10 protein-coding genes are annotated in these 23,028 nt (G+C 75.5%); 4 read left to right on the top strand and 6 right to left on the bottom strand.

The annotated features are described in order from the left end of the window. The first annotated feature begins 268 nt into the window (after nucleotides 1-268). Nucleotides 269-1,057, top strand: a complete 789-nt coding sequence (locus ACVMYR_RS21385; RefSeq protein ID WP_228987047.1) for a neocarzinostatin apoprotein domain-containing protein — start codon at nucleotides 269-271, stop codon at nucleotides 1,055-1,057. A gap of 9 nt (nucleotides 1,058-1,066) precedes the next feature. Here ACVMYR_RS21385 and ACVMYR_RS21390 read toward each other — a convergent pair whose 3' ends face one another. Together ACVMYR_RS21390 and ACVMYR_RS21395 are read right to left on the bottom strand one after the other, a co-directional pair. After that, nucleotides 1,067-2,617: a WD40 repeat domain-containing protein gene (locus tag ACVMYR_RS21390; protein WP_457122542.1), complete on the bottom strand. Its 1,551-nt coding sequence runs from the start codon at nucleotides 2,615-2,617 to the stop codon at nucleotides 1,067-1,069. Between the two features lie 104 nt (nucleotides 2,618-2,721). Then, a complete protein-coding gene (locus tag ACVMYR_RS21395; RefSeq protein WP_043969213.1) occupies nucleotides 2,722-3,342 on the bottom strand; it encodes an L-threonylcarbamoyladenylate synthase in 621 nt (206 codons plus the stop codon). Nucleotides 3,343-3,427: 85 nt separating this feature from the next. Between ACVMYR_RS21395 and ACVMYR_RS21400 the strand changes: the two genes are divergently transcribed. Further along, nucleotides 3,428-3,829: a hypothetical protein gene (locus ACVMYR_RS21400; RefSeq protein ID WP_357749605.1), complete on the top strand. Its 402-nt coding sequence runs from the start codon at nucleotides 3,428-3,430 to the stop codon at nucleotides 3,827-3,829. Nucleotides 3,830-3,884: 55 nt separating this feature from the next. On the opposite strand, the gene ACVMYR_RS21405 is transcribed toward ACVMYR_RS21400, so the two are convergent. Genes ACVMYR_RS21405 through ACVMYR_RS21420 form a run of 4 tightly spaced genes read right to left on the bottom strand, consistent with a single transcriptional unit; the run spans nucleotide 3,885 to nucleotide 14,407 of the window. After that, complete coding sequence (locus ACVMYR_RS21405; RefSeq protein WP_077940401.1) at nucleotides 3,885-4,127, bottom strand: acyl carrier protein; 243 nt, start codon at nucleotides 4,125-4,127, stop codon at nucleotides 3,885-3,887. Continuing rightward, the gene (locus ACVMYR_RS21410) at nucleotides 4,127-7,255 is read right to left on the bottom strand and encodes a non-ribosomal peptide synthetase (protein WP_457122543.1); all 3,129 of its coding nucleotides are present in this window, start codon (nucleotides 7,253-7,255) and stop codon (nucleotides 4,127-4,129) included. The genes ACVMYR_RS21405 and ACVMYR_RS21410 overlap by 1 nt, the downstream gene beginning before the upstream one ends. A 19-nt stretch (nucleotides 7,256-7,274) precedes the next feature. After that, complete coding sequence (locus tag ACVMYR_RS21415) at nucleotides 7,275-8,777, bottom strand: class I adenylate-forming enzyme family protein (protein ID WP_457122544.1); 1,503 nt, start codon at nucleotides 8,775-8,777, stop codon at nucleotides 7,275-7,277. Beyond that, entirely contained in the window at nucleotides 8,774-14,407 is a 5,634-nt protein-coding gene (locus ACVMYR_RS21420) for an amino acid adenylation domain-containing protein (protein WP_457122545.1), read from the bottom strand. The genes ACVMYR_RS21415 and ACVMYR_RS21420 overlap by 4 nt, the downstream gene beginning before the upstream one ends. Before the next feature lie 144 nt (nucleotides 14,408-14,551). Here ACVMYR_RS21420 and ACVMYR_RS21425 point away from each other — a divergent pair, with 144 nt between their 5' ends. Both ACVMYR_RS21425 and ACVMYR_RS21430 read left to right on the top strand, forming a co-directional pair. Next, a complete protein-coding gene (locus tag ACVMYR_RS21425) occupies nucleotides 14,552-17,392 on the top strand; it encodes a condensation domain-containing protein (protein ID WP_457122546.1) in 2,841 nt (946 codons plus the stop codon). Between the two features lie 160 nt (nucleotides 17,393-17,552). Next, nucleotides 17,553-23,006 (top strand): ATP-binding protein, encoded by a 5,454-nt coding sequence (locus ACVMYR_RS21430; RefSeq protein WP_457122547.1) that lies wholly within the window; start codon nucleotides 17,553-17,555, stop codon nucleotides 23,004-23,006. Nucleotides 23,007-23,028: the final 22 nt, after the last annotated feature.

Here is a 23,028-nt window from a genome sequence, read left to right on the forward strand (position 1 = left end):
CAGCCCCGGCTGCGAAAGCCTCCGGTCATCAAGAGAAAAGCGTCGGGCTGAAGATCTACTCTGACACTTTCCTCTTGATCACCGGAGGTGCTGGCGGGCGTCGCGTCCAGGGCGGCGAGCCGCGGTGCGGCGCTGTCTGACAGCCGACAGCGGCCGGTCCCGTCTCCGGGACTCTCCTCGACTAGGGTCGATTCTGCAACGACGAGTGTCGATAGCCGGCTTGTTGTGGAAGGGGCGCCGCATGAGGTTCCGGTCATGGTTGTCCGCAGTGGTCCTGGCGGTGGGCGTGGTGGCCGTGAGCCCGTCCGCCCCTGCGGCGTCGGCCCAGCTCGACCGCGCGCCGTCGGTCACGGCGCGCCCGTCGACCGGGTTGTCGGCCTCGTCGGTCGTCAGGGTCACGGCGACCGGCCTGCCCAAGAGGACCGAGGTCTCCATCGTCCAGTGCGACAAGGAAACCTACGACTACGACGGCAGCCGCCTCGGCTGCGCGGTCGTGCACACGACGACCACCAGCCGGCTGGGGCGGATCTCCGAGCAGGTGAGCGCCAGCACCAGGGTCTACCGCAGCCGCCCCTACGGTGACGACGAGCCGGTCTACTGCCGCGCGGACATCTGCCGATTCTTCGTCGAATGGGTCGTCGACGATGATTGGCAGTCGGTCGCCACCGCGCCCCTGGAGTTCACCGGCGACCCGGCCACGATCACCGCGACCCCGCACAGTGGCCTGGTCGACGGGCAACTGGTGGAGGTCACCGGCACCGCGAAGGGCTCACCCAGCCGGCACGTGACCATCATTCAGACCGCGTGCTACGACATCATCCAGGACAGCGGCTGCTATGGCGACACACCGCTGGCCACGGTGCCGCTCACCGAGGACGACACGTTCACGGCATCCGTGAACGTCCAGTACTGGCCCAACTGCGCGCCGGATGACTACATGACGACGTGCGAGCTGCACGTGGTGGTGTACGACGCGCAGGGAAAGCCCGACGGCTCGTTCGGCTCCGGCTGGTCCGGCCCACACAGCGCCTACCTCGGCTTCGCCCCGGTCGCCTAGCGTCGAAGGTCAGGCCAGGGCCTGTAGCGCCGGGCGGAGGCGGATCTGGCCGACTGCGCGGTCGTACCCGGCGAACATCAGGAACGCGTCGTCGCCGCTGCCGACCTGGCACATGGACCGGATCCAGCCCGTCGGTCTCGGGTTCAGCAGCATCTGCAGCACGGGCCCCGTGCCCAGGGAACCCCGGCGCGTCCTCGTCGCCGGATCGAACAGCGAGATGCCCACGCCGTCGCCGGCCGCCGCGACCAGGACCTCCCCGTCCAACTCCACGGGGCAGAGCGCGTACCGGGGTGAGCTGTCGTCGAAGGAACCGAGCGCCTTGCCGGTGACGAGGTCCCACAGGCGTACGGTGCCGTCGTTGGCGGCCGAGGCGAGCCAGCCCGCGCCGTCCACGGTGCCGGTGCAGAGGGCGTTGACGCTGCTGGAGTGGGCGGCGATCTGGAGGATCGGCCGTCCGTCGACCGGGTCCCACACCCGGATCCCGCCGTCGGTGTACGCGGCGGCGAGGAGGGCCCTGCCCCCGTCGTCGCGGGCGACGGTGCACAGCGCCTGGACGCCCGCTCGCACTCCGTGCCCGATCATCCTGACCTGCCGACCGGCCTCGGGGTCCCAGATCCGGACCCCTCGCTCGCCGCCGCCGGAGGCGAGCAGGACCGTCCCGTCGACCGGCACGACGCACAGGGCGTTCACGGGGGCCAGGTGGCCGGCGAGGGCGCGCACCGCCTTCCCGGTCGCCGGGTCCCACAGGTGCACGGCCTCGCCGTAGCCGGCGGAGGCGAGCAGCGTGCGCTGCGGCGTCTCGACCGCGCAGAGCGCCCGCACCAGGCCGGGGGTGAGCCGGCCGGCCTGCCGACGCACCGCGTCGGGCGTCGGGTCCGGCAGGAAGCCCGCGAGGTCGAGGAGCACGCCGGAGGAGCCCATCACCCGCAGGTCCGCGCCGGTGTGCGGGTCACCGATCCCGACGAGGTGCCCGAGCCCGCCGTACGCGGCCCTGACGGCGCCGTCCACCGTCACCGGCGTCACGGCGGCGTGCCAGGGCCGGGTGAACGCCAGCACGGCGCCGGTGACGAGGGTGCCGCCCGCGACGATGCCGCCCAGCAGCGCGCCCGGCCAGCGCTGCGCCGACTGCACCCCCGGCACCACGGCGACGGCGGCGAGATACCAGAGCGCGGGCACCGCGAACCGCCCCGCGAGGCGGCCCACGGCGAGCATGTCCGGCGGGAACGGCTCCGCGCGGAGCGTGCCGCCCCGCAGCAACGAGAACAGCAGCGACAGCGCCAGCAGCACCGCGCCCACGATGACGACGGGACCGAAGTCGCCGGTGAACGAGGCCACCAGGGCGAACGCGACGGCGGTGGAGAGCACCCCGCGCACCCACGGTGCCAGCCGCGTGAACAGCACCCGGGACAGCCGCAGGGTCAGGGACGCCCCGGCCGCCGTCACGAGCGCGACCGCCGCCAGCGACCAGAACCCGTCGACCCGCAGGGCGTCCGGTTGTGACCACCGCACCACGACCAGCAGGAGCAGCGTCGCGACGATGGTCAGGAGGAGTCGTACCATCGGATGACCTCGCAGTGCCCGGCCCGGCGCGGCCGGGATCGATGATGTCGAGCGAATGCGGGTCCGATTGTGTCAAGTGGACGCCACGCCGGTGGGGGGCCGGGCTAGGCGAAGCGGGACGGGTCTCCCGCGCCGACGCGCACGATCTCGGGGTCCCCGTCGGAGAAGTCCACCACGGTGGTGGGCTCGGTGCCGCAGTCGCCGGAGTCGACGACCGCGTCGATGGCGTGGTCGAGGCGTTCCTTGATCTCCCAGCCCTGGGTCATCGGCTCGTCGTCGCCGGGCAGCAGCAGGGTGCTCGACAGCAGCGGCTCGCCCAGCTCGGTGAGCAGGGCCTGGGCGACGGTGTGCGCGGGGATGCGGACGCCGACGGTCTTCTTCTTCGGGTGCAGCAGCCGGCGCGGCACCTCCTTCGTGGCGGGCAGGATGAAGGTGTAACTGCCGGGGGTGGCCGCCTTGACGGCCCGGAAGACGGCGTTGCCGAGGTGCACGAACTGGCCGAGCTGCGCGAAGTCGCGGCAGACCAGGGTGAAGTGGTGGCCGCTGTCGAGGTGGCGGATCTCCCGGATCCGGTCCATGCCGTCCTTGTTGCCGAGCCGGCAGCCCAGGGCGAAGCAGGAGTCCGTGGGGTAGGCGATCAGCCCGTCCCGGCGGATGAGGTCGGCCACCTGGCCGATGGTGCGGGGCTGCGGGTTGTCCGGGTGCACGTCGAGGTACTTCGCCATGGCGGGAAGCTTAGGCCCCCGCCCCGACCTGTCGTCTTCCTGACAGTGTTCAAGAGACGTAAAAGTAGACGGTCATCGTTGTGCCATGGCCGTTCGATCGTTCCGTGGGGGCGGATACGGGGACCTGCTGGGTTCCCCGCCGATGCCCGGCCCCGTGCGGGTCACCGTGCTCGTCTTCGCGGTCCTGACGCTGCTGTTCGCCCTGGCGACGGTGCACCGGCTGCTGGTCGAGGACGGCTCGCTCGGCGCCGCGGTGTTCTTCGCCACCATGGCGGCGGCCTGCGCGCTGGTGGCGGGCACCCTGGCGGCCCGCCGGCCGTGGGCGGCCTACCCGGCGTACGCGCTGTCCGGGCTGTTCGCCGCGGCCTCGCTCGGCCTCTTCGGCGCGATCACGATCGTCGGGCTGGGGCTGCTCGCCTGGGTGCTCTGGTCGCTCAACACGCGGCCCGCGCGGGAGTGGTTGAGCGGGCGTCGCCGGCTGCGGTGACGCCCGACCGGGGTGGCGGTGGCGCGGCCCGGGGGGCGCCACCGCCACCCGACGGTCAGCCCCGCGCGACGATCGCCACCAGGTCGTCGACCGTGTCCAGCCGCTGGCCGGGCGCGGTCAGCTCCACCTCGACGCCGTACTCCAGCTCGAGGGCGTCGACGAGGCGCAGCAGGCCCAGGGAGTCCACGCCGAGGGCCATCAGCGAGCCGCCGCCGAGCACGTCGACGGCGGACACCTCGCCCCCGGTGGCCTCGCTGACCAGTGCGGCGATCCGCGTACGCGGGTCGGTGGTGCCCATCAGAGTTCCTCTCGGGACTGTCGGACGATCTCGGCGATCTCCGCGATCGTGGGGGTGTCGAAGAAGGCGTCGAGCGGCACCTCGACGCCGAGCCGCTGCTGGATCCGCCCGCTGATCCGGGTGATGGTCAGCGAGTGCCCGCCCAGGTCGAACAGGTCCTCGTGCAGCCCGATGTCGGGAATCTTCAACACGTCCTGCCAGATCTCGCGCAGCGCCTGCACCACCGGGTCGGCGTCGGTCTCCGGCACGGGGGGCGTCGCCTCCTCGGGGGCGTCGCGGCGCGCCGGCGCGGGCAGCGCGGCGCGGTCGACCTTGCCGTTGGGGCCGACGGGCAGCCCGTCCAGCAGCACCCAGTCGGTGGGCAGGACCGCCGCCGGGAGGCTGAGCGCCAGGTGCCGCCGCAGCTCCGCGGCGTCGACGGCCGAGCCGGCGCGGGGCACGGCGTACGCGACGAGGCGGGCCTCGCCGTCGGCGTCGGCGTGCAGCGTCGCGGTCGCCTCGGCCACCCCCGGGTGCTCCAGCAGGCGGGCGGTGACCTCGCCCAGTTCGAGCCGGTGCCCCCGGACCTTCACCTGGTCGTCGGCGCGGCCGAGGAAGTCGAGGCGGCCGTCCGGCAGCCACCGGCAGCGGTCCCCGGTGCGGTACAGCCGCCCGTCGGCCGCGCCGAACGGGTCCGGCACGAACCGTTCGGCGGTCAGGTCGTCGCGCCCCCGGTAGCCGACGGCGAGCCCCGCCCCGGCCAGGTACAGCTCGCCGGGCACCCCGACGGGCACCGGCCGCAGCGCGGCGTCCAGCACGTACGCCCGCACGTTCGGCAGCGGCCAGCCGATGGTCACCGTGTCCGGGTCGGCGGGGACGTCCTCGACGGTGGCGTAGACGGTCGCCTCGGTCGGGCCGTACCCGTTGACGAGCCGGGCGGTGCGCGCCCGCAGCTCGCGGGCGAGGGCGACCGGCAGGGCCTCCCCGCCGGCGATCGCCACCAGCGACCCGGCCGCACCCGCCGCGCCCGCCGCATCGGCGGCGTCGGCGGCATCGGCCGCGCCGAGGCCCGCCGCCAGCAGCACCCGCCAGCCCGACGGGGTGGCCTGAGCATGGGTCACCCCGGCGTCGCGGACCAGCCGCAGCACGGCCGCGCCGTCGAGGGCGCTGACCCCCGAGGCGACGACCACCCGGCCGCCGGTGACCAGCGGCAGGAACACCTCCACGGCGGAGATGTCGAACGACGGCGAGGTCAGGTGCAGCCAGCGGTGCGCGGGCCCGGCGTCCAGCAGGTCCCGCAGGCCCAGCAGCAGGTTGGTCAGCGCGCCGTGGCCGACCGCCACGCCCTTGGGCCGCCCGGTCGAGCCGGAGGTGTAGAGCACGTACGCGAGGTCGCCCGTCGTCGGGGCGTCGGCGTCGACGTCGGTGTGCCCGCCGCCGAGCAGGTCGACCTCGTCGAGGGCGAGCACCGGCGGCCCGGCGTCAGGGCCGGCGTCCGGCGCGGCGGCGGTGACCACCAGCGTCGGGGCGGCGTCGGCGAGCACGAGCCGCTGCCGCGCCGGGGGATGGCCCGGGTCGACGGGCAGGTACGCCGCCCGGCAGCGCAGCACCGCCAGCATCGTCACCACCGTCCGCCAGGAGCGGTCCAGCGCCACCGCGACCAGCGAACCCGGGCCGACGCCCCGGCCGCGCAGCAGCGCCGCGAGCCGGCCGGCGGCGGCGTCGAGCCGGGCGTAGCCGAGCCGCACGTCGCCGTCGACGACGGCCACCGCGTCCGGGTCGGCGGCGACCCGGGCGGCGAACAGCTCGGGCACGGTGACGTCCGGGTACGCCCGCGCCGTGCCGGTGCCGGCCCGGGTGACCCGCTCCCGCTCGTCGGCGGGCAGCACCGGCAGATCGGCGACCGGCCGCTGCGGGTCGGCCACGACGGCGGCGAGCAGCGTGCGCAGGTGGCCGCCGATGCGCTCTACCGCGTCGGTGTCGATGGCGGCCGGGCTGTGCTGGAGGCCGACGTCGACGCCGGTGGGGCCGTCCACGACCTGCACGTGCAGCGCGTTGCGGGCCGCGCCGCCGAACAGGGTCCACTCCACGGCGGCGGCCACCCCGGCGAACGCGGGGTCGTCGCCGCGCCGGCGGTAGCCGACCGACACGGCCGTGAGCGCGGGCGCGGGGCGCAGCCCCGACACGGCGTGGGCCAGCGGCACGTGCCGGAACCGGTACACCTCGCGCAGTCGGGCCCGCACGGCGCGGGCGTGCTCGGCGAACGAGCCGGCGGCGGGGTCGTCGGCGGTGACGGGCAGCTCGTTGACGAACAGCCCGACCCGGTCGGCCTGCTCCGGCGCGCGGGTGGACAGCGTGACGCCGACGGGCACGCCCCGGTTGCCGTAGCGGTGCAGCAGGGCGTGCACGGCGGCGAGCAGCAGCTCGAACCGGGTCACCCCGAGGCTGCCGGCGACCCGGCCCACGCCGTCGACCAGGTCGGCGGGCAGCGCCACGGCCACGACGGCGCCCGGCTCCGCGCCGGTGGGCACCCGGCGCAGGCCCGGCAGGACCACGTCGGCGGCGTCGGGCCGGTGCCGCGCCCAGAACTCGCGGGCGGCCGGCAGGTCGACGGCGACGCGGTCCCGCTCGGCCGCCGCGTCCCCGGCGTACCCGTCCGCGGGGGGCGTGGCCTGCGCCGCCGTCCCGGCGAGCGCGGCGGCGTACGCGTCGGCCAGGTCGCGGGCCAGCACGTCCTTCGACATCCCGTCGAAGGCGAGGTGGTGGACGCAGACCAGCAGCAGGTGCCGGCCGTCGGTGGCGGTCAGCAGCGTGAACCGGGCCAGCGGGCCGACCCGCAGGTCGTGCGGGCGGGCCAGTTCCTCGGCGACCCGGGCGTCGGTCCACTCGCCGAAGGTCACCGAGGCCCGCCCGTCGGCGGGGGCCAGCCCCGGCGTGCCGTCGGCGTCGGTGACGACCCGGGCGCCGAGCACGGGGTGCCGGTCGGCCACGGCGGCGCACGCCTCGACCAGGGCCCGGCGGTCCAGGTCGGCGGCGAACCGGACGCCGAGCGCCATGTGGTACGCCGTGCCGGCGACCCCGGCCTGCTCGGTGAACCAGACGGCGTGCTGCGCGTATGTCGCCTCGGCGGTGCCCACATGCTCTCCCATGGATCGTTTTCGGGGTGGATCAGTTGTCGAACAGGCCGGTGAGCTGCCGCTTGAGCACCTTGCCGCCCTCGTTGCGGGGCAGTTCGGCGAGCAGCAGCAGCCGGGCGGGAAGCTGGTAGTCGGCGAGCCGGTCGGCGAGGAAGGCGCGCAGCGCCGGCAGGGTCAGCCCGGCGGCGTCGGCGTGCGGCCGGGCCACCACGGCGGCGGCGACGGCCGAGCCGAGTACCGGGTGCGGCACGCCGACGACGGCCGCCTCGGCGACGAGGGGGTGCTCGTGCAGCGCGGCCTCGACCTCCAGGCTGGAGACCTTGAACGCGCCGGACTTGATGACGTCCTGGTGCCGGTCGGTGAGGTAGAGGTAGCCGTCGGCGTCGATGCGCCCGACGTCGCCCATCCGCACCCACCCGTCGCGGAAGGTGGCCCGGTTGGCGGCGTCGTCGCGGTAGTAGGCGCGGGGGTACGGCGCGCGCAGCCACACGTCGCCGGTGGTGCCGGGCGGCAGCGGGTTGCCGTCGGCGTCGGCGACGCGCAGCTGCCCGCCGACCGGGCGGCCCACCGCGTCCCGGCGCGCCGGATCCCAGATCATCGTGGTCTGGGCGGGGGCCGCCTCGGTGGAGGTGTAGTAGTTGACGATGGTCGCCTCGGGAAAGGCCGCGGCGAGCCGGGCCGCCACGGCCGGCGGCAGCGCCGCCGCGGTCGACCCGATCAGGTGTACGCCAGTGCAGTCCCGGCCGCGCAGCGCCCCCGAGTCGAGCAGCTCGATGGCCATCGACGGGACGACGAACAGCGTCCCCGTGCCCGGGGTCTGCACCAGCCGGGCGAACCGGACCGGCGTGAACGCGGGCAGGGTGAGCGCCCCGGCCTTCGCGGTCAGCGCGTTGAACAGCATCGTCTGCCCGGCGTTGGTGCCGATGGCGAACGCGTGCAGGAACCGCTCCGAGTGGGCCAGCGCCAGCCGGCGCGGGTGGGTCGGCGCGCTCGCGGTCAGGTTGGCGTGGCTGGCGGCGACGCCCTTCGGTCGGCCGGTGGTGCCGGAGGTGTAGAGGATCTGCGCGAGGTCGCCGGGGCGTACCGGCGGGGGGTCGGCCGCGTCGGCGGGGCTGGCGGCCAGGTCGGCGGCCCGCCACACCGGCAGCCCGGCGGGGGCGGGCGGCGCGGCCGTGGCGTCGCCGTGCACGACGGCGGCGGCCCCGCAGTGGGTCAACGCGTGGCCGAGCTGGCCGGCGGCGAGCCGGTCCGACAACGGCACCGCGACCCCGCCGGCCCGCAGCACCCCGCAGTACGCCACCGCGAAGCCGGTCCAGTCGCGGGCGCCGAACACCAGCCCGACCCGGTCGCCGGGGCGCACCCCCCGGCCGTGCAGGCCGGCGGCGACCGCCGCGGCGTCGGCCGACCACTCCGCGAAGGTCAGCGCCCGCACCCCGGCCACCTCGACGGCGACCCGGTCGGGGTGCAGGGCGGTGCGCCAGGCCAGCAGCTCCGGGACGGTCCGGGCGGCCGGCGGGGCGGCCGTCGCCGTCACCGTGGCCCGCCCGGGGTGGTGCCCTGGGCCTGCCCCGTGTCGGCGGCGGCGCGGGCCGGGTGCCCGGCGGCGCGGGCCTCGCGTTCGGCGATGCCGACCAGATCGTCCGGCGGCGCGTCGGGCACCTCGTCGTCGAACCGGGCCAGCACCGGCGTGGCCAGCGCGACGAGGGCGGTCAGCGCGATGCACACCCCGAAGACGACGTACAGCAGGCCGTGGCCCCGGCCGGGGCCGACGCCGATGACCGCGCCGACCGTGCCGGCGAGCGCGCCGCCGGGCAGCAGCAGCGGCTCGGCGACCCGCGCCGCGAACGGGGCGACGAGCCCCCACCCCAGCGGCATCGTCGACCAGGCGATCATCTGGTTGAGCGCGAACACCCGGCCGTGGAAGCGCGGCGGCACCTTCGTCTGGATGATCGTGTTGTAGACGCCGTTGACGACGCCCAGCGCCAGGTACATGCCGAACGCGCCCGCGCCGACCACCAGCGGGTCCGGCCGCAGCCCGGTCAGCACGGCGGCCGCCGCGATGCCGAGGGTGCCCAGCAGCACGGCCCGCATCCGGCGGTGGCTCGGGCCGCCCCAGAGGAGCATCACCAGGCCGCCGACGGCCGCGCCGACGCCGCCGGTCAGCGCGATCCGCGCCACCTGGTCCAGGTCGGCGAAGCCGAGCACCAGCGGGGAGAGCAGGTACAGCGCCGGGAACAGGAACAGGTTCAGGGCGGCGAAGAACGTCAGCATGGCCCGGAACTCGCGGCGGCGCAGCGCGTACCGCAGGCCGGCGACCATCTCCTCGCCGATGCCCTCGCGGCGTTGCAGGGCCAGGGTGCGGGGGAACCTGACGAGCCCCAGCACCCCGACCGCGAACACGTACGACGCCACGTCGATGAGCAGGATGCCGCGCAGCCCGACCGCGTCGAGCAGGGCCACCGCGACCAGCGGGACGGTGAACTGGGTCAGCCCCATCGCCGTCTGGGTGACGCCGTTGGCGTGACCGAGGAAGCGTTTGGGCACCAGCTGCGGCACCGCCGAGACGAACGCGAGGCGTTGGAACGCCAGCGCCACCGACAGCCAGGCGACCAGCGGGTAGAAGTGCCACACCTGCGCCCGGTCGGTCAGCACCAGGGCGGCCAGCACCGCGTTCGCGCCCCCGGCGGCGAGGCCGGCGGCCAGCAGCACCCGCCGCCGGCTGGTCCGGTCGATCACGGCCCCGGCCAGCGGCGCGACCAGCAGCCCCGGCAGCAGGCCGAGCACGGCGAACAGGGCGAACCGGGCCAGCGACCCGGTCTCCAGGTAGATCCACAGGGGGATCGCGAAGTTGGTCAGCGCGGTGCCCATGCCGGAGACCACCTGACCGGCGGCGACCAGACCGAACCGGCGCATGCTCGGCTCCGGGGCGCCGTCCGCGCCGGCCGTCGGCCCCGACGGCTGCGGTGCCCCGGGCGGGCCGGCGGGCTGGCGGGAGATCCCGGCCAACTGCCACGCGGGCTCGCTCGCGACCACGGGGGTGGCCGGGGGCGCTGGCGGGGCCGGCGCGTCGAGCCGCCGGTGCACGGTCGTGACGATCTCCGCCAGCTCGGCGGCCCGGTACTTCAGGAAGTAGTGCCCGGCCTCGTCGACCACGGCGAGGGCGGTGCGGTCGCTGAGGAAGTGCCACTCCCGGAACCGCTCGGCGTGGTAGTCGGTGCTGCGGTCCCGCTCGCCGACCACCGAGATCAGCGGGGCGCGCAGCGGGGTGACCCGCCGATGCATCAGCTCGGTGAAGTACTCCTCGGAGACCCGGGCGTCGTGGCGCATCGCCCGGATCAGGAACGCCACCTCGTCGGGGGCGAGCGAGCCGACCGAGGTGCCCTGCGCCTGCAACCAGGTGCGGTAGATCCGGTCGCTGCGGATCCGCTCGGCCAGCCGCAGCCGCAGCAGCGGACCGAGCAGCCCACCGGCGGGACGGCCGAACGGGAACACCGCGCCGAGGTACACGGCGTCGAGGTCGCGCCCCCGCGCCTCCAACAGCCGGGCCACCTCCACGGCGAGTGCGCCGCCGGGGCCGCAGTGCCCGTACAGGATCAGCGGGCCCGACACCCGGGCCAGGATCTCCTCGGCGACCCCGGCGGCGACCTGGTCGATCGGCGCGGGGTCGTCGGCGAGGCCGATGTCGTGGCCCGGCATGGCCACCGACAGCAGCCGGTAGCCGGCGGGCAGCGCGTCGGCCAGCGGCTGGTAGACCACGGCGCTGCCGCCGCCGTACGGGACGCAGACGAGCGTGGCCACGCGGTCGGCGGCGGCCACCGGCGGGGTCAGCTCGTGCAGCAGCCCCGCCGGCCCGGTGTCGCCCCCGGCGGCCAGGGCGGCCAGCTCGCGGACGGTCCGGTGCCGGAACAGGTCCATCACGCTGACCGTGCCCGTCGCGCCGCCGGCCACGGCGGGCAGCTCCCGGCGCAGCCGGGCCACCACCTGCGTGGCCAGCAGCGAGTGCCCGCCGAGGTCGAAGAAGTCGTCGGTCGCGCCGACCTCGGCCACCCCCAGCACGGCCTGCCAGATCGCGGCGACCAGCGTCTCCACCGGCCCGGCCGGCGGCACCCGCTCGCCGGCGGGGACCTCGTCGCTCGGCGCGGGCAGCGCCCGCCGATCCACCTTGCCGTGCTCCTGCAACGGCAGCCGGTCCAGCACCACCCACCGGCCGGGCACCATGTGCTCGGGCAGCCGGTCGGCCAGGGCGCGGCGTAGCCGCGCCGGCTCCAGGGCCTGCGCGTCGGGCGTCGGCTCCAGGTAGGCGACGAGGCGGTCGTCGCGCAGCAGCACCGCCGCCTGGTGCACGCCGGGGCAGTCGCGCAGCGCGGCCTCGACCTCGCCGAGTTCCACCCGGTAGCCGCGGATCTTCACCTGGTGGTCGCGGCGGCCCAGGAACATCAGCTGCCCGTCGGCGCGCCACCGGCCCAGGTCACCGGTGCGGTACAGGCGGGCCCCCGGCGGCCCGTACGGGTCGGGCACGAACCGCTCGGCGGTCAGGCCGGGCCGGTTGAGGTAGCCGCGCGCCAGCCGCTCCCCGCCCAGGTACAGCTCGCCGGGCACCCCCACCGGCACCGGCCGCATCCGCTCGTCGAGCAGGTACACCCGGGCGTGCGGCAGCGGCCGGCCGGTCGGCACCGGGCCGGTGGCGGGACCGTCGGCGGTCACCTCGTAGGTGGCGACGCCGACCGTGGCCTCGGTGGGGCCGTAGTGGTTAAACACCCGGGCCGTGCCGGCGGCGGCGAGCGGGGCGATCCGCTCCAGGTCGGACGCCTCGCCGCCGAGGATCAGCGCGCGGGCGGGCAGCAGGTCGCCGGGCTCGGCGTCGGCGGCCAGCGCCGCGAGGTGCGACGGGGTGATCTTCAGGTAGTCGATGCGGTGCGCGCGCAGCTGCTCGGCCAGTTCGGCGCCGGTGCAGCGGCGCGGCACCAGGTGCACCGTTCCGCCGGTGGCCAGCGCCAGGTAGAAGACGGTGACGGCGAAGTCGAACGACATCGACTGCAGCAGCGCGTACCGGGCGGCCGGGACGACGGCGAACCGGTCGGCCACCCCGTCGAGGTAGCGCAGCACCTGCCGGTGTGCGACGGCCACGCCCTTCGGGACGCCGGTGGACCCGGAGGTGTAGATGACGTACGCCAGGTCGTCGCCGCCGGCTCCGGCCTCCGGGGGCGTGTCGGGCCGGGCGGTGACCTCGGCGGCGATCTCGGCCAGGCAGGCCACCGCGCAGCCCGCGGCGTCCGGGTGGGCCCCGGGCGGCGCGGTCGGCTCCACCGGCAGCCGGTCGCGCAGCCCGGCGCTGGTCAGCACCACGGCGGGCCGGGCGTCGGCGAGCATCAGGCCCAGCCGGGCCGGCGGCTGCTCCGGGTCCAGCGGCAGGTACGCCCCGCCGGCCCGCAGCACCCCCAGCAGCGTCACGGCCAGCTCCACCGACTGCTCCAGCAGCACCCCGACCAGGACGTCGGGGCCGACCCCGCGCCCGCGTAGCCAGTGCGCCAGCCGGTTGGCGCGCCGGTCCAGCTCCCGGTAGGTGATCGCGTCGGCGCCGCACACCACGGCCGGCGCGTCGGGGGTCGCGGCGGCGTGCGGGGCGACCAGGTCGGCCAGGGTGGCCGCCGCGCCGGTGACCCCGGGCCCGCCGCCGGGTTCCGGGTCGCCGCCCCCAGGCCGGGCCAGCGCCAGCACCCGGTCGCGCCCCGCGTCGCCGAGCAGGTCCAGGTCGACCACGGGCAGGTCCGGGCGGGCGACCGCCGCGCGCAGCAGGGCGTCGAGGCTCGCGGCCAGCCGGGCGACCGTCTCGGCGTCGAACAGGTCGCTGTTGTAGACGAACATGCCGCGCAGCCCGTCGGCGGTCTCGCTGACGTACAGCGACAGGTCGAACCGGGCCGTGGCGGCGTCCGCGCCGAGGCTCTCGCTGCTCAGCCCCTGCGGCCACCGGCTGCCGCTGCGGGCGTAGTTCTGCAGCGTGAACAGCACCTGGAACACCGGGGCGCGGCTGACGTCGCGGGGCACGTTCAGCTCCCGGACCAGCCGCTCGAAGGGGATCTCCTGGTGGGCCAGGGCGCGGACGACGGTGCCCCGGGTGCGCCGCAGCAGGGCGGCGAAGCTCGGCTCGGCGGGAGCGTCGCCGGCCAGGGAACCCGCGCCCGCCCCGGCGGCGGGCGGGCCCGCCGCCGGGGAGAGGTCGGCGCGCAGCGCCAGGGTGTTGACGAACAGGCCGATCAGGTTCTCCAGCTCCGGCACCACCCGCCCGGCCACCGGGGAGCCGATGGCGAAGTCCCGCTGGCCGCTGTAGCGGAACAGCACCGCCTGCAGGCCGGTGAGCAGCGTCATGTAGAGGGTGGCCCGGTGCGCGCGGCTCAACCGGCGCAGCGCGTCGGTCAGGTCGGCGTCGACGGTGAACCGGTGGGTGCCGCCCGCGTACGACTGGACGGCCGGGCGGGGCCGGTCGGTGGGCAGCTCCAGCGGGGGCACCCCGGCCAGCGCACCGGTCCAGTACGCGAACCCGTCCCCGCTCGCCGGCCCGTCGAGGCGGTCGCGCTGCCAGGCGGCGTAGTCGACGTACCGCGTGCCGGGGGCCGCCGGCGGCGGAGCGCCGTCGCGCAGCGCGGCGTAGCCGGCCGCCACCTCGCCCAGCAGCAGGTCCAGCGACCAGCCGTCGCTGACGATGTGGTGCATGGCCAGGTGCAGGACGTGGTCGTCGTCGGCGAGGCGGATCACCAGCGCCCGCAGCAGGGGCGCGGCGTCGAGGTCGAACGGGGTGCGCAGGGCGGCGGCCACCTGCTCGCGGGCATCGGCCAGCGACGGCGCGTCGGTGACGGTGACCGGCACCCGCACCTCGGGCAGCACCTCCACGACGGGTTCGCCGTCGGCGTTCTCGGTGAACCGCATGCGCAGGCTGTCGTGCCGGGCGGCGGCGCCGTCGAGGGCCGCGCGCAGCAGCTCGACCGCCAGGGGGCCGCGCAGCCGGGTCGTCGACCACACGAGGTACGCGGCGGTGCCGGGGGTCAGCTGTTCGGTGAACCAGATCCGCTCCTGGCCGAATGACAGCGACGGTTTCTCCGCAGAACGGTGGAACGTCGTTTTCGGCGGGGTGTATGTGGCCCGCGTCGGTACGTCAACATTGGTCACGCGGAAGCCTTCTCACACGCCAGGGTCGGTCAGGAGCACGTAGTCTGCATGCTGCAAACAGAGCATCGCGTCGTCTGATCGGTCCACTGTGGAAAATCCGATCGACCGACCCGGCGCGCCCTACCGCCCGTCGTACGGTCGGGAATGCGATTCGCCGATGCCGTCGTGCCCGCCGAGTGGGCGTCCGAGACCCTGCTGCACGCGCCATTCCGTGGCGTCGGCTCCCCGCCCGCCCCGCTGACCTGGGCGCAGCAGGTGACGTGGCGGGCGGACGCCCGGTACGGCTCCAACCACCGGTTCCTCAGCCTACGCCGCGTCGTGCCGGTCTCGGCGCGGGCCGGTGCGGATCCCGACCGCGCCGTCCGGGCGCTCGGCGCGCTGGTGGGCCGGCACGCCTCGCTGCGCACCCGGGTCCGCGTGGTCGACGGCGAGCCGCGCCAGCAGGAGGCCGCGACCGGCCACCTGCCGGTGCTGGTCGTGCCCGGCGTGGACGACGGCGCGGCCGCCGCCCGGGCCGCCGCCGACCGGCTCGCCGACGTCGCGTTCGACCACGCCGCCGAGTGGCCGGTGCGGGCCGCCGTGGTCACCGTGGACGACCGGGTACGCCAGGTCGTGCTGGTGTTCAGCCACTCGACGGTGGACGCCCACGCCGCCGAGGTGGTGCTGCGGGACCTGCGGCTGCTCCTGCTGCGCGGTCGCCTCGACACCCCGCCCGGCCCCCAGTCGGCGGACGTGGCACGGCTCCAGCACACCGCCGACGTGCGGCGCTCCGCGCGGACGGTGGCGTACTGGCTGCGGGAGTTCGACCGGCTGCCGACCGCACCGCTGCCCGACGGCGGCCCCGGCCTGACCCCCCGGCTGCGCCGGGGCGTGCTGGTCTCCTCGGCCGTCGACGTGGCGTCCCGGATGATCGCCGCCCGGCACCGGGTCAGCACCTCGGCGGTGCTGCTGGCCGGGGTGGGCGCCCTGGCCGCCGCCCGGTCCGGCCGGGAGGTCTGCGGCGCTTTCCCGATGGCGCACAATCGGTTCCCGGCCGGTTACGCGAATGCCGTGGCCAACCTCGGCCAGATCGGATTCTGCGTGCTCGACCTGACCGGCCGGCCGGCATTTGCGGAGGTGCTCTCCCGCGTGTGGCAGGCGTCGCTGAACGGCCTGCGGCACGCCTATTACGATCCGGCCGCGCTGCGCGCGGCTTTCGCCGCGAGCGGCCGCGACTACGACTCGGCATTCCTGCCCCACTACTATTTCAACGACGTCCGGCTGCCCGTCGGCGGCCCGGCCGCCGCGCCGGAGGCGACCCGGGGCGAGCTGCGGGCCGCTGCGGCGCGCAGCGACTTTTCCTGGACGGCCGGGCTGAACCGGTCCTCCTGGCACCTGTTGACCCACGTGGTCGACACCCCGGGCGGGGTGGGGCTCACCCTGAGCGCCGACACCCGGCACGTCGCCCTCGACGCGGTCGAGGTGTTCCTGCGCGAGTTGGAGGAGTTGCTGGTGGAGGCCGCGTTCGCCGAGGTGCCCTGGCCGTCGCCCGTCCCGGCGGCACCCCCGCCGGTGCCGCCGCCCGCCGTGCTCCCGGCCGCCGCCGACGAGGAGCTGGCGTACGCGGAGTTCACCGGCGGCCGGGACGCGACCGGCCCGCTCACCTGGGGCCAGCGGGCGATGTGGCGGGCCGTCGAGGTGTTCGAGTCGCCGCGCCACAGCGTGCTCAACCTGCGCCGCACGCTGGCCGTGTCCCGGCGCGCCGACGTCGACGTGGCGCGGGCCGTGCGGGCCGTCGCGGCGCTGGTGCGGCGGCACGAGTCGCTGCGCACCCGGGTCCGCTCGGTCGACGGCGAGCTGTACCAGTCGGCCACCGGTGCGGGCCGGCTGCCCGTGCTGGTGCACCCGGTGGCGTCGGCCGCGGCGGATCCGGACGGCCGGGCCGCCGCCTCGGCGCTGGCCGCGCGGCTGGGCGACCCCCGCTTCGACCACGCCGCCGAGTGGCCGGTGCGGGCCGCGGTGGTCACCGTCGACGACCGGGTACGCCAGGTCGTGCTGGTCTTCAGCCACTCCACGGTGGACTTCCACGCCGCCGAGACGGTGCTGCGCGACCTGCGGATGCTCGTGCTGCGGGGGTCCGTGCCCACCCCGGCGGGCCCGCAGTCGCTCGACGTCGCCGAGCGGGAGGGCGACGGCGAACGCCGCCGGGGCGACCGGGCGGTGGCGTACTGGACGCGGCACTTCCCCGACCTCACCGTGGGCCTGTTCGACCCGGTCGGCCCGGGCCTGACCCCCCGCTACCGCCGGGGATCGCTGGTCTCGCCGGCCGTGCGCCACGCGGCGCGGATCGTCGCCGCCCGGCACGGGGTCAGCGACGCCACGGTCCTGCTCGCGGCCACGGCCGCCGTGCTCGCCGCCGACGGCGGCGGCGACGTCTGCGGCGTGTTCACGATGGTCAACAACCGCTTCCAGCCCGAGTACGACGGGGCGATCAGCAAGCTCAACCAGATCGGGCTCTGCCGGATCGACCTGGCCGACCGGCCCGCCTTCGCCGAGCTGCTCACCCGGGCCCGCACGGCGTCGCTGGACGCCTACCGGCACGCCTACTACGACCCCCGGGAGCTGGAACGCGCGTTCGCCGCGCGGGGCCTCGACTACCACACCGCCCTGGCCCCGTTCTGCTACCTCAACGACATCCGGCTGCCGCACGACGCCGGCGTCGACCCCGCCGGCTGCGACGAGGCGACGCTGCGGGCGGCGGCGGAGCGCAGCGCGTTCCGCTGGGTGGAGGACCTGGAGGCGTTCAGCTGGCGCTGCCGCCTCCAGGTCCTCGACGCCCCCGGCGCGGTCGAGCTGTCCGTGACCGTGGACACCCGCTACCTGCCGCCGCAGCGGGCCGAGGCGTTCCTGCGCGCCGTGGAGGCCCTGCTCGTCGAGGCGGCCTTCCGGGACGTCCCGTGGCCGTGGTCGCCGCCCGCCGCCCCGCCCGGCGAGTGCCCTGGTTAGGCGTGTGCGGCCAACGGTCTTTGGTGGTTTCCTACAACGTCGGCCGCGCAGCCTGCGCTGTCTGCGACATGGCGCAGCCGCCCCGTAGACGGAAGGGTGAACACTGCCGGGGTCGCAGTGTCGCGTGCGCCCGTCGTCGGTCTACAGGAGGGCTGGGTCGGTGTTCAGTCGTGTCGCCATCGTCAACCGTGGAGAGGCCGCGATGCGGCTCATCCACGCCGTCCGGGACCTGGCCGCCGAGACCGGGACACGGATCGAGACCGTCGCCCTGCACACCGACGTCGACCGCGCGGCCACCTTCGTCCGCGAGGCCGACCTGTCGTACGACCTGGGCCCCGCCTCGGCGCGGCCGTACCTCGACCTGAAGGCCCTGGAGCGCGCCCTGGTGGAGACCGGGGCCGACGCCGCGTGGGTCGGCTGGGGCTTCGTCGCGGAGGACCCGGCGTTCGCGGAGCTGTGCGAGCGGGTCGGCGTCACCTTCGTCGGGCCGAGCGCGGACGCCATGCGCAAGCTCGGCGACAAGATCGGCGCGAAGCTGATCGCCGAGGAGGTCGGCGTGCCGGTCGCGCCGTGGAGCCGGGGCGCGGTCGAGACCCTCGACGACGCCCTGGCTGCCGCGGAGCGGATCGGCTACCCGCTGATGCTCAAGGCCACGGCGGGCGGCGGCGGGCGCGGCATCCGGGTGGTCACCAGCTCCGCCGAGCTGGCCGACGCCTACGAGCGCACCAGCCAGGAGGCGGCGCGCGCGTTCGGCAGCGGCGTCGTGTTCCTGGAACGCCTCGTCACCGGCGCCCGGCATGTCGAGGTGCAGGTGATCGCCGACGGCGCCACCGCGTGGGCGCTGGGCGTGCGCGACTGTTCCGTGCAGCGGCGCAACCAGAAGGTCATCGAGGAGTCGGCCTCGCCGGTGCTCAGCCCCGAGCAGGCCGCCGAGCTCAAGGCGTCGGCCGAGCGCCTCGCCGTCGCGGTCGGCTACCGGGGCGCCGCCACCGTCGAGTTCCTCTACCACCCCGGCGACCGGCTCTTCGCGTTCCTGGAGGTCAACACCCGGCTGCAGGTCGAGCACCCGATCACCGAGGTGACCTGCGGGTTCGACCTGGTCAAGGCGCAGCTGCACGTGGCCTCCGGCGGCCGGCTCGACGGCGCGCCGCCGGTCGAGCGCGGGCACGCCATCGAGGCCCGGCTCAACGCCGAGGACCCGGACCGCGACTTCGCCCCCTCCCCGGGCCGCATCGCCCGGCTCGACCTGCCCGCCGGGCCCGGCATCCGGGTCGACACCGGCGTCAGCGCGGGCGACACCATCCCCGCCGACTTCGACTCCATGATCGCCAAGATCATCGCGTACGGCCGCGACCGCCACGAGGCGCTCGGCCGGCTGCGCCGCGCCATGGCGGAGACCACCGTGATCATCGAGGGCGGCGCGACGAACAAGAGCTTCGTGCTCGACCTGCTCGACCAGCCCGAAGTGATCGACGCCAGCGCCGACACCGGCTGGATCGACCGCGTCCGGGGCGAGGGCCGGCTCGTGACGCACCGGCACTCCGCCGTCGCCCTGGCCGCCGCCGCCATCGAGGCGTACGAGGAGGAGGAGCGCGCCGAGCGGCAGCGGCTGCTGTCGACGGCGTTCGGCGGGCGCCCGCAGGTGCAGCACGCCAGCGGCCGGCCGCTGGACCTGAAGCTGCGCGGCGTCGGCTACCGGGTCCGGGTGGCGCGCGTCGGCGCGCACCGGTTCCGCGTCGGCATCGAGGCCGGCGACGGCGTGCGCACCGCCGACGTCGAGCTCGACCGCTTCGACCGGCACACCGGGCAGATCGCCGTCAACGGCACGCGCTACCGCCTGCTCACCGGCACCCACGGGCCGGTGCACCTGGTCGAGGTCGACGGGGTGACCCACCGGGTCAGCCGCGACGAGGGCGGCGTCGTCCGCTCGCCCGCCCCCGCGCTGGTCGTCGCCACGCCGCTGGAGGTCGGCGCGGAGGTAGAGGCGGGCGCGCCGGTGCTCGTGCTGGAGAGCATGAAGATGGAGACGGTGCTGCGCGCGCCGTTCCGGGCGCGGCTCAAGGAGTGCGCCGTCTCCGTCGGCAGCCAGGTGGAGACCGGCGCGCCGCTGCTGCGGCTGGAGCCCCTCGCCGACGACGACGCCGCCGAGGACACATCGTCCGGTCCGGCCGTCGAGCTGGACCTGCCCGCTGCCGCCGCGACCATCCCGGCGCGCGAGCGCGCCACGCGCGGCCAGGAGGACCTGCGCAGCCTGCTGCTGGGCTTCGACGTCGACCCGCACGACGACCGCCGGGTGCTCGACGACTACCTGGTCGCGCGCCGGGCCGCCGCCGAGGAGGGCTACCGGCCGCTGGCCGAGGAGTTCGGGCTCGTCGACGTGTTCGCCGACCTCGCCGAGCTCAGCCGCAACCGGCCGGCCGGCGAGGACGGCGACGGCCACGTCTTCAGCGCCCGCGAATACTTCCACACCTACCTGCAGTGCCTCGACGTCGAGCGCGCCGGCCTGCCGGAGACGTTCCAGGCCAAGCTCGCCAAGGCCCTCGGGCACTACGGCGTCACCGAGCTGGAGCGCACGCCCGCCCTCGAGGCCGCCGTGTTCCGGATCTTCCTCGCCCAGCAGCGCGCCGCCGCCGACGCCACGGTCGTCGCGACGCTGCTGCGCGAGTGGCTGCGCGAGCCCCCGCCGGACGACGTGCTGCGCGAGCCCGCCGGCCTCGCGCTGGAGCGGCTGGTGGCCGCCACGCAGGTCCGCTTCCCCGTCGTCGCCGACCTCGCGCGCGGGGTGGTCTTCGCCTGGCTGGGCCAGCCGCTGCTGCGCCGCAACCGGGCCCGCGTCTACGCCGCCGTGCGCCGGCACCTGCGCCACCTCGACGCCCACCCCGACGCGCCGGACCGCGCCGAGCGCGTCGCCGAGATGGTCCGCAGCACCGAGCCGCTGGTGCGGCTGCTCGGCCAGCGGCTGGTCCGCGACCACCTCGACAACGCGGTGATGCTGGAGGTGCTGACCCGCCGCTACTACGGCAACAAGGGCCTCACCGGCGTACGCACCAGCTCCGTCGCCGGCTGCACGTTCGTCGTCGCCGACCGGGCCGACTCGCGGGTGGTCTCCGCCGCGGTGCGGTTCGAGGCGCTGGGCGACGCGCTGCGCGGGCTGGCGGAGCTGGCCGGCGGCGAGGAGGCCGTCGACGCCGACGTCTACCTCGCCTGGGAGCGGCAGCCGGAGGACTCCGACGCGATGGCGGCGGCGCTGCACGAGGTCATCGGGGCCTACCCGCTGCCCGCCCAGGTCCGCCGGATCACCGCCACCGTCGCCGGCCGCAGCGGCGCGGTGATGCACCACCACTTCACGTTCCGCCCGTCGACCACCGGGATGGCCGAGGAGCGGCTGGTCCGCTTCCTGCACCCGTACATCGCCCAGCGGATGCAGCTGGAGCGGCTGCGCAAGTTCGACCTCACCCGGCTGCCGTCCTCCGACGAGGAGGTCTACCTCTTCCGGTGCGTGGCGCGGGAGAACCCGTCCGACGAGCGCCTCGTCGCGTTCGCCCAGGTGCGCGACCTGACCGAGTTGCGCGAGCACGACGGCCGGCTGGTGTCGCTGCCGACGGCCGAGGACACCGTCGCCACCTGCCTGGACTCGATCCGGCGCGCGCAGTCGCGGCGGCCGTCGAACAGGCGGGTCAACACCAACCGGATCGTGGTCTACGTCTGGCCGCCGAGCGACATCACCCGCGCCGAGCTGGAGACGATCGCCGGGCGGGTGCTGCCGACGACCGCCGGCGCCGGGCTGGAGGAGATCCTGTTCATCGCGCGGCAGCGCGACCGGGTCACCGGCGAGCTGACCAAGATCGCCGTGCGGGTCTCCTTCGACGCCACCGGCGCCGCCGAGCTGACCGTCGGCGAGCCGTCGGACGAGCCGGTCGAGCCGCTCGACGACTACCGGCAGAAGGTGCTGCGGGCGGCCAGCCGCAACACGGTCTACCCGTACGAGCTGACCGGCCTGCTCGGCGAGTTCGTCGAGCACGACCTCGACGAGCGGCACGCGCTGGTGCCGGTCGACCGGCCCCGGGGCCGCAACCGCGCGGCGCTCGTCGCGGGCGTGGTCACCACCCGCACGACGCGCTACCCGGAGGGTGTCACCCGGGTCGTGCTGCTCGGCGATCCGACGAAGTCGCTCGGCGCGCTGTCGGAGCCGGAGTGCCGGCGGGTGATCGCCGCGCTGGACCTGGCCGAGTCGATGCGGGTCCCGCTGGAGTGGTATGCGCTGTCCTCCGGCGCGCGGATCTCCATGGAGTCCGGCACGGAGAACATGGACTGGGTGGCCGCGGCGCTCAAGCGGATCGTCGAGTTCACCCAGGACGGCGGCGAGATCAACATCGTGGTCGCGGGCATCAACGTCGGCGCGCAGCCGTACTGGAACGCCGAGGCGACGATGCTCATGCACACCAAGGGCGTCCTGGTGATGACGCCGGACTCGGCGATGGTGCTCACCGGCAAGCAGTCGCTCGACTTCTCCGGCGGCGTCTCTGCGGAGGACAACTTCGGCATCGGCGGCTACGACCGGGTGATGGGCCCGAACGGGCAGGCGCAGTACTGGGCGCCGAACCTGACCGCCGCCCGGGACGTGCTGATGGCGCACTACGACCACACGTACGTCGCCCCCGGCGAGTCCGGGCCGCGCCGGGCGACCACGACCGACCCGGTCGACCGTGACGTCTCGGACTTCCCGCACGTCATGGCGGGCAGCGACTTCGCCACGGTCGGCGAGATCTTCTCCGCCCAGGCCAACCCCGACCGCAAGAAGCCGTTCGACATCCGCAGCGTCATGCGGGCCCTGTCCGACCAGGACCACCCGGTGCTGGAGCGCTGGGCGGGGATGGCCGACGCGGAGACCGCGGTGGTGCAGGACGTGCACCTGGGCGGCATGCCGGTGTGCCTGCTCGGCATCGAGTCGCGGTCGGTGCCCCGGCGCGGCTTCCCGCCCACCGACGGCCCGGACACCTACACGGCGGGCACGCTGTTCCCACGCTCGTCGAAGAAGGCCGCGCGGGCGATCAACGCGGCCAGCGGCAACCGGCCCCTCGTGGTGCTGGCGAACCTGTCCGGCTTCGACGGCTCACCGGAGTCGATGCGCAAGCTCCAGCTGGAGTACGGCGCGGAGATCGGCCGGGCGATCGTCAACTTCCGCGGGCCGATCGTGTTCTGCGTGATCTCCCGCTACCACGGCGGCGCGTTCGTCGTCTTCTCCAAGGCGCTGAACCCGAACATGACCGTGCTGGCGCTGGAGGGCTCGTTCGCGTCGGTGCTCGGCGGCGCGCCCGCCGCGGCAGTGGTCTTCTCCGGCGACGTCAACGCCCGCACCGCCGCCGACCCGCGGGTGCGGGACCTGGAGGCCCGCGTCGCGGCGGCCTCCGGCACCGAGCGGGCCGCCCTGACCGCCGAGCTGGACGAGCTGCGCTCGTCGGTGCGGGCGGAGAAGCTGGGCGAGGTCGCCGCCGAGTTCGACCGGGTGCACAACATCCAGCGCGCGGTCGAGGTCGGCTCCGTCGACGCCGTCATCCGCGCGGCCGAGCTGCGGCCCCGGATCATCGAGGCCATCGAGTCCGGTCTGCGCTGAGCCGAGCTCCGGCCGGCCGGTG

It is taken from the genome of Micromonospora sp. PTRAS2, assembly GCF_054052245.1.

Coding starts and splice junctions, on each gene's coding strand:
- ACVMYR_RS21390 (WP_457122542.1), bottom strand. CDS start 2,617: ATGGTACGACTCCTCCTGACCATCGTCGCGACGCTGCTCCTGCTGGTC.
- ACVMYR_RS21395 (WP_043969213.1), bottom strand. CDS start 3,342: ATGGCGAAGTACCTCGACGTGCACCCGGACAACCCGCAGCCCCGCACC.
- ACVMYR_RS21400 (WP_357749605.1), top strand. CDS start 3,428: ATGGCCGTTCGATCGTTCCGTGGGGGCGGATACGGGGACCTGCTGGGT.
- ACVMYR_RS21405 (WP_077940401.1), bottom strand. CDS start 4,127: ATGGGCACCACCGACCCGCGTACGCGGATCGCCGCACTGGTCAGCGAG.
- ACVMYR_RS21410 (WP_457122543.1), bottom strand. CDS start 7,255: ATGGGAGAGCATGTGGGCACCGCCGAGGCGACATACGCGCAGCACGCC.
- ACVMYR_RS21425 (WP_457122546.1), top strand. CDS start 14,552: ATGCGATTCGCCGATGCCGTCGTGCCCGCCGAGTGGGCGTCCGAGACC.